Annotated in this window: 12 protein-coding genes; 10 read left to right on the top strand and 2 right to left on the bottom strand. The window is 35.3% G+C overall.

Going from position 1 to position 12,298, the window contains the following annotated elements:
- Positions 1 to 65 precede the first annotated feature (65 nt).
- The 10 genes from AA81_RS00410 to arcC all read left to right on the top strand — a co-directional run bounded on the left by AA81_RS00410 (position 66) and on the right by arcC (position 10,260).
- Positions 66 to 1,070 (top strand): LacI family DNA-binding transcriptional regulator, encoded by a 1,005-nt coding sequence (locus tag AA81_RS00410; protein ID WP_146026621.1) that lies wholly within the window; start codon positions 66 to 68, stop codon positions 1,068 to 1,070.
- 74 nt (positions 1,071 to 1,144) lie between these two features.
- Entirely contained in the window at positions 1,145 to 3,832 is a 2,688-nt protein-coding gene (pulA, locus tag AA81_RS00415; RefSeq protein ID WP_103897872.1) for a type I pullulanase, read from the top strand.
- A 175-nt stretch (positions 3,833 to 4,007) separates the two neighbouring features.
- Positions 4,008 to 4,886: an RnfABCDGE type electron transport complex subunit D gene (locus tag AA81_RS00420; protein WP_103078342.1), complete on the top strand. Its 879-nt coding sequence runs from the start codon at positions 4,008 to 4,010 to the stop codon at positions 4,884 to 4,886.
- Positions 4,883 to 5,494, top strand: a complete 612-nt coding sequence (locus AA81_RS00425) for an FMN-binding protein (RefSeq protein WP_103078315.1) — start codon at positions 4,883 to 4,885, stop codon at positions 5,492 to 5,494. The genes AA81_RS00420 and AA81_RS00425 overlap by 4 nt, the downstream gene beginning before the upstream one ends.
- Positions 5,494 to 6,105, top strand: a complete 612-nt coding sequence (locus tag AA81_RS00430; protein ID WP_103078316.1) for an Rnf-Nqr domain containing protein — start codon at positions 5,494 to 5,496, stop codon at positions 6,103 to 6,105. The genes AA81_RS00425 and AA81_RS00430 overlap by 1 nt, the downstream gene beginning before the upstream one ends.
- Positions 6,105 to 6,698 carry an NADH:ubiquinone reductase (Na(+)-transporting) subunit E gene (locus AA81_RS00435; protein ID WP_103078317.1) on the top strand — a complete coding sequence of 198 codons (594 nt, stop codon included), beginning with the start codon at positions 6,105 to 6,107 and terminating at the stop codon, positions 6,696 to 6,698. The genes AA81_RS00430 and AA81_RS00435 overlap by 1 nt, the downstream gene beginning before the upstream one ends.
- A 10-nt stretch (positions 6,699 to 6,708) precedes the next feature.
- Entirely contained in the window at positions 6,709 to 7,827 is a 1,119-nt protein-coding gene (locus AA81_RS00440; protein WP_211286424.1) for an NADH:ubiquinone reductase (Na(+)-transporting) subunit F, read from the top strand.
- Positions 7,828 to 7,850: 23 nt separating this feature from the next.
- The gene (locus AA81_RS00445) at positions 7,851 to 8,303 is read left to right on the top strand and encodes a hypothetical protein (RefSeq protein ID WP_103078318.1); all 453 of its coding nucleotides are present in this window, start codon (positions 7,851 to 7,853) and stop codon (positions 8,301 to 8,303) included.
- 20 nt (positions 8,304 to 8,323) lie between these two features.
- Positions 8,324 to 9,313 carry an ornithine carbamoyltransferase gene (gene argF, locus AA81_RS00450; RefSeq protein WP_103897873.1) on the top strand — a complete coding sequence of 330 codons (990 nt, stop codon included), beginning with the start codon at positions 8,324 to 8,326 and terminating at the stop codon, positions 9,311 to 9,313.
- Positions 9,314 to 9,318: 5 nt separating this feature from the next.
- On the top strand, positions 9,319 to 10,260 hold the full coding sequence (arcC, locus tag AA81_RS00455) for a carbamate kinase (protein WP_103897874.1): 942 nt from the start codon (positions 9,319 to 9,321) through the stop codon (positions 10,258 to 10,260).
- Positions 10,261 to 10,284: 24 nt separating this feature from the next.
- On the opposite strand, the gene AA81_RS00460 is transcribed toward arcC, so the two are convergent.
- Complete coding sequence (locus AA81_RS00460) at positions 10,285 to 11,094, bottom strand: MurR/RpiR family transcriptional regulator (RefSeq protein ID WP_103078321.1); 810 nt, start codon at positions 11,092 to 11,094, stop codon at positions 10,285 to 10,287.
- 19 nt (positions 11,095 to 11,113) lie between these two features.
- On the bottom strand, positions 11,114 to 12,295 hold the full coding sequence (locus AA81_RS00465) for a glycosyltransferase (protein ID WP_103897875.1): 1,182 nt from the start codon (positions 12,293 to 12,295) through the stop codon (positions 11,114 to 11,116).
- Positions 12,296 to 12,298: the final 3 nt, after the last annotated feature.

Consider the following 12,298-nt stretch of genomic DNA (forward strand, 5'->3'; position numbering starts at 1 on the left):
GGGCGAAGGGGCGCTGTATATAAGTTTTAGAACTTATAAAGACAATAGACTTTGAGGTGAATAACGTGAAAGAAAAAAAGAGAAATCCAAATCCTACTATTAAAGATGTTGCACGGCTCGCCAACGTCGGAATAGCAACAGTTTCAAGGGTGTTAAATAATTCCGAAAAAGTCAGTGAAAAGACCAAAGAAAGAGTCATAGAAATCATAGAAGAGTTGGGTTATTCTCCCAATATTAACGCTAGAACATTATCTTCAAAAAATATAAATTCTCTCTCTTTTGTGACACCAGACATGGGAAATGAATTTTATGGGATCATGTATTCTCTACTTGAAAAGAAAATTTCTCGTAATAATTATAGGTTGATTGTTTTTCCTCTTATAGATCAGATATCTCTGGAAAAGATCAAGCAAAATACCGATTTAATTTATCAAACCGACGGCGTGTTCTTTTCTTCTCTTTCCGTTTCAAGTATTTTTCATAACAGAATCCCCCCTAAGAAAATAATATTGATCGATTCATATGATGAAAGATTCGATTCTGTTTATGTCGATAATTATCAAATTGGTAAAACTGCGGCTGAATATCTCATAAGTAATTCCCCTTCAAATAGCACTTTCTATTTGGTAACTTTTAAAGAACTGAATAATGAATTTACCTCTTTCGTCTTCAAAAAAAGAGATGAAGGTTTTTTACAAGTTATGGAAAAGAACAATAAAAAGGTTAAGATTATATACAGTGATTTAATGTGGGACGGAGGGTATAAAGCGATTGGAAACATTATAAAAAGACGCCCTAAAAAATATTCTTCCATATTTGCAACATGTGACATGATTGGAGTAGGTGTCAAAAAATATTTGGAAGAAAAGAATATGCATCCAAAAAGGGATTACTCATTGATAGCTGTTGATAATCTACCTATTAGTAGACTATTTCAATTAACAACGATTAGACAACCAATTATAGAAATGGTCGAAATTGCATATGAGATGTTCATCTCTTCTATGGAAGGAAGAGACAAAGTTGAACATTACCAATTAGAAGGAAAAATAGTAGAAAGAGAAACATAGAGAGGTAATTATTTTTTTTCTTTATTGTGGAAACCTTTTCACTATATAACAGCTTCAAAAGGAGGTAGGTATTTATGAGAAAAGTAGGTTACTTGTTGTTAGTATTTTTCTTAATTTCCGTGTTGTTAGGAGCGGATCAAACCACACAAACTCAGACTTTGCCTGAAGAGGTTGGAAGTACAAAACCTAACGATTTTGTAAGCCTTTCCGAAGGAAAAAACGCGGCTGATTTTGACGCGCAGACCGTTTTGATCGTACACTATCATAGACCAGATGGTGATTATGAACCTTGGAATCTTTGGATTTGGCCAAGTAAACCCATTTCCAAAGAAGGAGACAGATATTTATTCGATGGTGAAGATAGCTTCGGCAAGTACGCGATTATCAAATTCGATGAAAAACATGAGGAGTTAGGTTTCATAGTAAGAACGGATAGCTGGGAAAAAGATATTTCAATGGATAGATTCGTCAGTATACCTGAAAGTGATGTCGCTGAAATATGGGTTTTATCAGGAGTAGAGAATTACTATACCGATCCAAAAAACCTTGACTTAAGTCCTCGGGTAAACGCGGCTATTATGGATTCGTTTGATGAAATAAAAGTTAGTCTAACTGTACCCTTTGATACAAAAGAATGGGAAGGTAAAGTTCATTTTTATAAGGTAGATGGTTCTGATCCTCTTGCTTTGGATGTATTAGATGTTTATAAAACTGATCCCACCGATATTTCTGTTACCTCAAATATAACCATAAAACTAGCTAATCCGATATCTCCACAAGATGTGGATAAATTGTACAAAGTAGATATAGAAGGATACGTTTCAGAAAATTACGTAATTATGAGAAACATTTTAGATGACGAAGTTTTTCATTACTACGGAAATGATTTAGGATCGGTTTATTCCCCAGATAAAACAGATTTTAAAGTATGGTCCCCGGTATCCTCAGAGGCAAAGGTACTACTTTTCCATGATTATTTGGATGAAGAACCATATAAAGAAATTACCATGTCAAAAAACGATAACGGAGTTTGGCATGCTACTGTGAATGATGATTTAAAAGGAAAATATTATCTATATGAGTTTGTATCCTATGGAAAAACAAGAAGAACTATAGATGTTTATTCCACGGCTCTTGCCATCAATTCTACAAAATCCGCTATTATTGATTTGAATGATACTGACCCGGTAGGTTGGAATACCGATACAAGGCCTATTCTCAACAATCCTGAAGATTCAATTGTTTATGAAATTCACGTAAAGGATTTTACGATAGATGAAAGCTCTGGAGTTCCAGAAGAATACAGGGGTAAATATCTTGGATTGACTATAGACAATACACAATCCCCGACGGGAGTGAAAATAGGGTTATCCCATTTAAAAGAACTTGGAGTTACTCACGTTCACATTATGCCTATTCAAGATGCTGGTTCTTTAGATGAAACGAAATTCGATGAACAGTATGGTTGGGGATACGATCCTCTAGTATACAATGTCCCCGAAGGTATTTATTCGACAGATCCATACGATCCATTAAAGAGAATAAATGAAGTGAAAAATATAGTTAAAACTTTTCACGAAAATGGTATAAGGGTTGTGTTGGATGTTGTATACAACCATACATACCAAGTTGGAAAGAATTCACCTTTCGATCAAACCGTTCCTTACTTCTATTACCGTACTGATCAATCAGGGAAATACACAAATGGATCGGGAGTGGGGAACGAAATAGCCACGGAAAGGTTCATGGTGAGAAAGTATATAGTAGATAGTTTAAAATATTGGGTTGATGAGTATCATGTTGATGGATTCAGATTCGATTTATTGGGTTTATTTGACAAAGAAACGGTAAAAACAATATCAGAAGAATTACACGATATATTACCAGACGTACTTTTGTACGGGGAACCATGGACTGGTGGCGGTCCAATAACATTTGGCAAAGGAGACCAAAAAGGTTTAGAGGTAGCCGTATTCAACGATGATGTTAGAAATGCTATCAGAGGAAGCGTATTTGAACCTGAGGTCAAAGGTTTTGGCTTAGGCGCTCCTGGTCAACAAACGAAGATAAAAAGAGGTGTCGTTGGATCTATTGAATACAACAATAGAATAAGATCTTGGGCACAAGACCCACAAGAAACTATGAACTACGTTTCCAATCATGATAACCATACCTTATGGGATAAAAATGCTCTTGCTCTCGGTGTAAAGCCATGGAAAGAAGATTTAGACCCACAAACTTTAGAAATATTAAAAGCCTCTCAAAAATTCTCTAATGCTATGATCTTAACTATGCAGGGTATATCATTTTTACACGGAGGTGTGGATTTTGCAAGGACTAAGAAAGGTAACGATAACCCATTCGGCGTTTTAGAACCAAACGTATACGACTGGAACAGAAAAAGCGAGTTTTATGACATATTTGAGTATTACCAAGGTATGATACACTTAAGAAAAGCTCATCCTGCTTTTAGAATGACCAATAGTGAAGATATAATAGACCACATAGAATTTTTCGAACTACCAAAAGAATATAGAAAAACTGTTGCTTTTATTATAAAAGATAATGCAAACAACGATCAATGGAAAAATATTGTGGTTGTTTACAATGCAGAACCAGAATCTTCAGTTCAGATCGCTTTACCTGAAGGTGAATGGAACTTAGTTGTAAATGAAGATACAGCAGGTACCGAAACACTGGATGTAGTGGAAGGAACAATCGAAGTATCACCTTTATCTGTTTACGTCTTATATCAAAATTAATAATCTTTAAAAGATCAAAGGGGCGAAATTTTTCGCCCTTTTTTAATTTTTATGAAATGATAAAATGAATCGTTGATATCTAAGGTTATATATGTTAAAATATCAATAGATTTATTAATTTAGATTTAATTAAGGGGGTGTTCGTGTGGCATCAGGCTTTTTTCAAAAGCAAATTATGATGAGAAGGGTACTGTACTCGCTGATACCTGTATACGCTTTTGCTTTTTACATGTACGGATGGAGATTGATTTTTTTATCTATTTTTGTGTATGGTTTTGGGATTTTGACAGAATACATTATGGAAAAAAGAAAAAAACGTAAAGTTACAGAAGCAGTATTGGTTACCAGTACTTTATTTGTCTTATCCCTTCCTCCTGCAACGCCTTGGTGGATCGCCAGCATTGGGATTATTTTTGGTGTTTTATTTGCAAAAGAAGTTTATGGAGGTTTTGGAAGAAACATTTTCAATCCAGCTATCGCCGGTAGACTTTTTATTTACATAACCTTTCCAAATATCATGACCCAATCATGGCTTCAACCGGGAAATTTTGGGAGAGCTGCATCCGATATCTTAACCTCAGCAACACCTCTTCAAGTTTTAGCAAACGGACAAAGTTTCGGCCTGTTTGAATTATTTTTTGGGCTTAGATCCGGCTCAATGGGAGAGGGACCTATATTTCTAATACTCATAGCTGCAATTTATCTCATCGCCACAAAAACCGCCAGTTGGAAAATTATGTTATCCACATTCTTGAGTGCTTCTTTGTTGACAGGTTTTTTCTCTTTAATCGGCATACAGGAAGCTTCTTATCCTATAGAATTCTTGCTTTCTGGAAGTTTCATGTTTGTCACCGTTTTTATGGCAACAGATCCTGTAACCGCACCAAAAAATGAAACTTCTAAATGGTTTTATGGAATTATAATAGGAGTTACAGCTATACTTATCAGAACGTTTTCTCTTTTCCCAGAAGGTACAAGTTTTGGAGTGTTAATGGGTAACACTTTTGTTGCTTTGTTAGATACAGCTTTTACTAGAAAGAAGGTGAAAGCATGAAAAGGGAAGGTAGAGTTTATACTGTTATATTCACATTTATTATTTCTTTTGTATTTGTTTTCGTTTTAGCAGTAGCAAATGAACTAACAAAAGATACGGTAGAAAGGAATCAAGAATTATTCCAAATTAAGGCAATTTTATCTGCAATGGGCATATCTTATCAAAGTGATGAAGAAGCTTTTCAAAAATATAACTCTATAGTTTCAACTGTAAATATTAATGGCTCTCAATTATATACAACTGAAGTAAACGGCGAAAATATATATGCTACTATCTTCACAGGCAGTGGGCTATGGGGAACTATAACCGGTGTTTTAGCTGTGAACGAAGATGTTTCTAGAATTGTTGGTATTGACTTTATCTCTCAAAACGAAACGCCAGGATTAGGAGGAAGAATAGAAGAAGATTGGTTCAAAAGACAGTTTTCGGGTCTTAAAATTATAGATGGTGAAATAAAAGTAGTAACAGGACAAGACGGTGGAGACTACGAATACGAAAATGGACAAGTCGATGCAATAACCGGCGCCACAAGAACTTCTGAGTCTATTGAAAGAATTGTAAACGAAACGATTTCAAATCTGCGAGATATTCTGGGGGTGAATAGTTAATGGCTCAGAAAAATTGGATAGCAATTGCTAAAGATAATTTATGGTATAACAATCCTGTATTCATCCAAATACTCGGGATATGTTCCACATTAGCGGTAACTAACACATTAATAAACACATCCATCATGACTCTTGGAGTTGTTTTTGTGACAGGATTATCCGCATTGACGGTTTCTTTGTTAAAATCTTTCATTCCTAGGAAAGTCAGAATGATAGCCCAAACGTTGATAATATCTTTTTATGTTATAATTGTTGATATCGTCCTACGGGCTTATGTACCTGAAGTCAGTAGAGCTTTGGGACCATACGTAGGCTTGATCATTACTAATTGTATAATAATGGGAAGAACAGAGGCTTTTGCTCAATCTAACCCTCCGCTGCTATCGTTGTGGGATGGTTTGACCACTGGAATAGGGTATATGTATATTCTTTTGATGGTGGCATTTGTGAGAGAGTTATTGGGCTTTGGAACACTTTTTGGACTTCAAATATTACCAGATAATTTTGTAAATTGGACTATAATGGTTATGCCTCCAAGTGCTTTCTTTATGTTAGCTGTTTTCATATGGATACTCAAAGGTTACATGTTTAGAAAGGAGGTTAAAAAATAATGTCCCCTGACGTAGGTTTGATATCTTTATTCTTTGCTTCTATTTTTACAAGCAACATACTTCTCGCAAATTTTTTAGGAATGTGTTCCTTTATATCGGTTTCAAAGGATTTCACTTCTTCTAATGGGTTGGGCCTTGCAGTAACCTTTGTCTTGACTATAACTACCGCAATTAATTGGCTTGTCTATCATTACTTGTTGATTCCCTTTGGTTTAGAATATCTAAGATATATAGTGTTCATAATAGTCATTGCCGCAATAGTACAGATATCAGAAATGGTTATAGAGAGAATGTCAACTAACTTATACATGAGCTTAGGTATTTTTCTTCCATTAATCACCGTCAATTGCGCTATATTGGGTGTAGCCCTTTTTATGCAGATTAGAAATTATAATTTCCTCCAATCAGTTATCTTTGGACTTGGTTCGGGGTTAGGTTGGTGGTTAGCGATCGTATCTCTAGCCGCAATAAGAAAAAAGGTTGATAAATCTCCCGTACCCGGACCTTTAAAAGGACCTGGAATTACTTTAATTACGATTGGACTTATGGCGATGGCTTTCATGGGATTTTCGGGTATGTTAAACGTACAGTGAGGTGATTGATGTGAATACAATTTTAGCTGCTTCATTTTTAATAGGAGGATTAAGTGCGGTTTTAGCTGCAATGATTGTGGTAGTTGATAGCATAGTCAACAATTATGGCGAGGTTAAGATTGATATCAACAACGGAAAAAAGGAGTTAAAGGTAAATGGAGGTGCTCCACTACTTACCACTCTTTCTGAGCAAGGAATATTTATTCCCTCAGCATGTGGTGGTAGGGGAAGTTGTGGGGCATGTAAGGTGAAAGTTTTATCAGATATAGGACCAATTTTACCCACAGAAGCACCCCTCTTAGACGAAGAAGAAATGAAACAAAATATAAGACTATCTTGTCAAGTTAAAGTAAAATCTGACATAGCCATAGAAATTCCAGAAGAACTATTTTCTGCAAAAATTTTTAATGGTGTAGTTGAAAAAATAAATGATTTGACGTATGATATAAAAGAAGTTAAAATTAAACTTGTCGAACCCAATGAAATTGAGTTTAAAGCTGGGCAGTATATGCAATTGGTTATACCTCCCTACGAGAAAATAAACGAATATACGCAAAGGGCATATTCCATTGCATCATCTCCAAGTCAAAAAGATTCTGTCGAATTTTTTATCAGACTTGTCCCAGGCGGAATCGCAACAACTTATGTTCATAAGTATCTAAAAGAAAATGATCAAATAGAATTAGTTGGTCCTTTTGGTGAATTTTACATGAGAGATACAGATGCAGATATGATATGCGTTGCGGGAGGTTCAGGGTTAGCTCCGATAAAATCTATCGTTGCAGACATGTTCGAAAGGGAAATAACCAACAGAAATGTGTGGTTATTTTTCGGAGCAAGAAGTTTAAAAGACCTTTATTATGTGGATTTCTTTCAAGACATGGAAAAGAAATGGGACAGATTCCATTTTGTTCCAGCACTTTCAGAACCTCAACCTGAAGATAATTGGAAAGGCGAAACGGGACTTATAACAGATGTATTGGGAAAATATTTTAAAGAAAAAATGGATCAAAACACCCAAAAGGAAGGATATTTATGCGGAAGCCCCGGAATGATAAATGCCTGTATTAAAGTAATGACAGAGAACGGCATATCCGAAAATGAAATATATTACGACAAGTTCGCATAATTAGAAGGAGGTGCTTTTCCTCAATGAAAATGACTGAAGATTTAAAGAAAGCAGTTGAAAATATGAGACCAGGAGTTATAACTGCAGATGGGTTTTTGGGTAATGATGAAAGACTTTTGGTTGATATAATTGAAAGCGATGAAGAAAAAATTAGGTCTTTAAATATAAATTTACAAGATGACATTAAAAAGATTAGATATCTTTTCGAGAAAGGGAAAGAAGCCTTTGAAGAACCTGTAACCGTTGATAATAAATGGCTTATAAAAGTTGACGAAGCTAGAGGGCATTTACCTTGTCCCTTTGAAGACGGTATTTTTAGAAAAGTTAATTTAAGAATTAAAAATTTAGATAATAACGAAGAACTTCTTATCACAGAATTATCGCTTCACTTAATAGAAAAACATCATTTTTTCCAAGGTAAAGGGTCAGCATTCAGGGTAGAACCTGAAAAACTTAAAAAAGTGTTGGAAGAATAAAAAGGAGGAATTAAAGAAACATGCCTATCAATTTAAGAGGAAGAAGCCTTTTAACGTTGAAAGATTTTACCCCCGAAGAGGTGAAGTATCTTTTGGAACTTTCAAAAGATCTAAAAGCCAAAAAGAGAATGGGTATTAAAGGCGATTTATTAAAAGGTAAGAACATAGTTTTGCTTTTTGAAAAAACATCAACTAGAACAAGATGTGCCTTCGAAGTAGCTGCCTTCGATGAAGGGGCAAACGTTACATTTCTAACTAACAGCCAAATGGGTAAGAAAGAATCAATAGAAGATACTGCAAGAGTTTTAGGAAGATTTTACGATGGCATAGAATTTAGAGGCTTCAAGCAGGAAACTGTGGAAATTCTAGCAAAATATTCAGGTGTTCCCGTGTGGAATGGTTTAACCGATGAAGATCATCCCACCCAAGTTTTGGCAGATTTCCTAACTATTATGGAAAACTTCGAAAAACCTCTTAATAAGATCAAATTTGTGTACGTTGGAGATGGAAGAAACAATATGGCCAACGCCCTAATGATAGGCGCCTCTAAAATAGGGATGGACTTTGTGATTATCTCTCCAAAGGAACTTTTCCCAAGTGAAGAACTGATAAATGAAATGGAAAAGACAGCTAGCGAAAACGGCGGAAAAATTACCATCACAGACACACTTGATGGTGTAGTTAACGCAGATGTAATTTATACAGATGTTTGGTTTTCTATGGGAGAAGAAAGTAAGGTTCAAGAGAGGATCAACTTACTTAAACCTTACCAAGTAAATATGGACTTGATAAAAAAGACCAACAATCCCAACGTTATTTTTCTGCACTGTTTACCTTCTTTTCATGACACAAAAACCGAGATGGGATACGATGTTTACCAGAAATACGGTATTAAAGAAATGGAAGTTACGGATGAAGTGTTTGAAAGTAAATACTCAAAAGTTTTTGATGAAGCAGAAAACAGAATGCATACCATAAAAGCAGTTATGGTAGCAACGTTGGTAGGTTGATACGAATGGCTGAAAAACTCGCAATTGTAGCAATAGGTGGAAATGCGTTATCCCAACCAAAAGAATCTCCAACCGCTCAAAATATGCTAAAAAACCTAGAGAACACGGCAAAATGCCTAGTTGAACTAGTAAAAAAAAATTATAGAATAGTCATAACACACGGAAATGGCCCTCAAGTAGGAAACATTCTTGTTCAACAAGATATAGCCAAAGAGTTTATTCCTCCCTTTCCTCTAGATGTTAATGGAGCTATGACTCAAGGATATATAGGATACATGATTTCTCAAACGTTAAAAAATATTTTAACAGCAGAACATATTGAAAAAGATGTTTCAAGTATCGTTACCCAAGTACTTGTTGATAAAAATGATCCAGCCTTTTACAATCCTTCAAAACCTATTGGACCTTTTTACACCAAAGAAGAAGCTGACACTTTCATTAAAGAAAAAGGATGGAGTATGGTAGAAGATGCTGGAAGAGGCTGGCGAAGAGTAGTACCCTCTCCAGAACCGTTAGAGATTATAGAGATAAGAGCTATTAAAAAATTGGTAAGAGACAACAATATAACCATAGCAGCAGGTGGAGGAGGTATCCCAGTAATAAAAGAAGTGGATAAATTAAAAGGCGTAGAAGGTGTCATAGACAAGGATAGAGCCTCTGCTTTGTTAGCTATAGAATTGGATGCTGATGAGTTCATAATTCTAACCGCTGTAGAAAAAGTATTTATAAATTTTAATAAACCCAATCAACAATCTATTTCGTCAATGACTGTAAACCAAGCAATACAATATATGAAAGAAGGGCACTTCTCAAAAGGGAGTATGTTGCCGAAGATAGAGGCGTGCATAAATTTCGTTCAGAAAACTGGAAGACCTGCTTTAATCACAGATTTAACCAAATTGGTTGATGCATTGGAAGGAAAAACGGGAACTATCGTAACGAAATAAGGGGGGCATTACCCCCCTTATTTGTTAATTGAATCTTTTTGTCTTCATTGCTTGACTTATTCTACTTTCTTTGTTTTTAAGGGACATTCTAGAAGCAACAGAGTTGTATAAAAGTTCCACCATAAACATTTCTCCGATTCTGCTTACTGTGAATTCACTTTCCTGAGGCATTTCAGCTGAAGTATATAAAACGAGATTGACTATTTTTGACAAAGGTGAGTTAACCCCAGCAGTTATACCTATAGTGAAGGCACCAGCGTCTTTGGCTACTTGTGCGGATTTATAAGTATCTCTTATAACCCCAGAATGACTGACAGCAATTACTACATCATCTTTTTCCAGATTGGAAGCAACGATAACTTGCATATGTGGATCAGAATATGCAGTAGAGGCAAATCCTAGGGCAGCAAACTTCAAAGAAGCATCTAAAGCAATAGGAAAAGATCTTCCTACCGCATAGAATAGCAGTTTTTTACTGTTCAGTATTATTTCGGAGGCTCGAGTAATTTTATCCCTATCTGCTTGCCTTAGAATATCAGTTAAGGAATTTACAGCTTTATTGTAAATCATATCAAAAAGATCTTTCGACTCTTTTGATTCAAGTGTAGGAGCGCTCAATTCCCTTGCTAATTCTAACTTAAATTTTTGATATCCCGAGTAGCCAACCTTTTTTAAAACTCTGTATATAGTAGTTTCACTAGTTCCTGCCCAATTGGATAATTCAGTGATGCTGTAGTGTATTACATCGGCAGGCCTTTCGATTATATACTGAGCTGCCTGTTTTTCCTTATCAGTTAAAGAATTGTATATCCCTTTAATCTTGGAAGTTACCAACTTCGTCACCTCTAATCGACTATAACTTTTTCATCAATTCAACTTTTTTATTCTTAAATACCTTTATTTGATCTCTGATAACTTTTTCAGCTTCTACTTCATTCATATCTTTTGTCAATTCAGCGAAATCAGCTACTCTACCAAAATAGAGGGGCACTAAGGATTCCACCAACTTTTTGTCTTTGTTTTTTGAATACTCTATTAATGCATTGAATAAGATATCCACCCAAGTTTGAAGTGGTAATTTCTTCTTTTCCATTATGGTTTCCAAATGATCATTTGCCAATCTTTTGGTTTCTTCATTTTTTAATCCTTCTAAAAGTTGCTTTTTCAAATTTTCTATGTTGATGTTGATAGGTTCAACAGCAACTTGAGGTATTTCACCATATATTGGGGCTTCTTCAATAGAATCGATATCTTTCCATTTGGAGACGCTATCTACGATAATATCAAATAACGTTCCAACTACCTGCTTAAACATAGGGGATAGATCAGCTCCCGGATCTTTTGGATCATGAACTTTTGCACCTAAGGCCGCTTGATAAACCTTTTTATTGGAGTTAAGTATGGCATTAGTAGTCATCCAAATATCTATCCCGAACCTTGCAACATCTGTTTTGGCAACACTTGAAGCGGTTTTCAAATAAACATCGATCATATTTTTACCTACCCCAAAATCTCCCCCTATTGGTTGTCTTACAGCTTGACCAAACAAAGAAGTAACCAAAGGATAACATACTTGGTTTGTGATTGTACCGTCGTATTTGTGCCTCACATAATAAGGCGTAACATAATCGGAAAGTCCCTTCATTATTGGGCCAGTTAATCTTTCTATCCACCATGGTCGAACACTTTTTAAATCAGAATCTAAAAATACAATCGCCTTAGCATCTAAGTTTTTAGCAAGTTCTATCACAGAAAGCATGGCACTCCCTTTGCCCGGTAAACCTATATAATCGTAAGCGATCTTGGGGACATTTTTTGTCTCTGTTTTCATAAAAACTTCTTTTGTTCCGTCTTTTGAACCCCCATCAGCGTTGACAATTAACCCATCAGAACCAAAATATTCAAATATTCCTTCTGCAGCAGTTTCAGAAACAAAAGAAATCGTTTCAGCATTATTATAGCTCGGAATACCCACAACTACTTTTACCCTTTTAGGTAAATTTTGTAAAATTTTATAATCAAAAAATATTGACATTTT

This window comes from Petrotoga halophila DSM 16923 (genome assembly GCF_002924615.1).

Coding starts and splice junctions, on each gene's coding strand:
- arcC (WP_103897874.1), top strand. CDS start 9,319: ATGGCTGAAAAACTCGCAATTGTAGCAATAGGTGGAAATGCGTTATCC.
- AA81_RS00430 (WP_103078316.1), top strand. CDS start 5,494: ATGGCTCAGAAAAATTGGATAGCAATTGCTAAAGATAATTTATGGTAT.
- AA81_RS00445 (WP_103078318.1), top strand. CDS start 7,851: ATGAAAATGACTGAAGATTTAAAGAAAGCAGTTGAAAATATGAGACCA.
- AA81_RS00425 (WP_103078315.1), top strand. CDS start 4,883: ATGAAAAGGGAAGGTAGAGTTTATACTGTTATATTCACATTTATTATT.
- AA81_RS00435 (WP_103078317.1), top strand. CDS start 6,105: ATGTCCCCTGACGTAGGTTTGATATCTTTATTCTTTGCTTCTATTTTT.
- AA81_RS00420 (WP_103078342.1), top strand. CDS start 4,008: ATGATGAGAAGGGTACTGTACTCGCTGATACCTGTATACGCTTTTGCT.
- argF (WP_103897873.1), top strand. CDS start 8,324: ATGCCTATCAATTTAAGAGGAAGAAGCCTTTTAACGTTGAAAGATTTT.
- AA81_RS00465 (WP_103897875.1), bottom strand. CDS start 12,295: ATGTCAATATTTTTTGATTATAAAATTTTACAAAATTTACCTAAAAGG.
- pulA (WP_103897872.1), top strand. CDS start 1,145: ATGAGAAAAGTAGGTTACTTGTTGTTAGTATTTTTCTTAATTTCCGTG.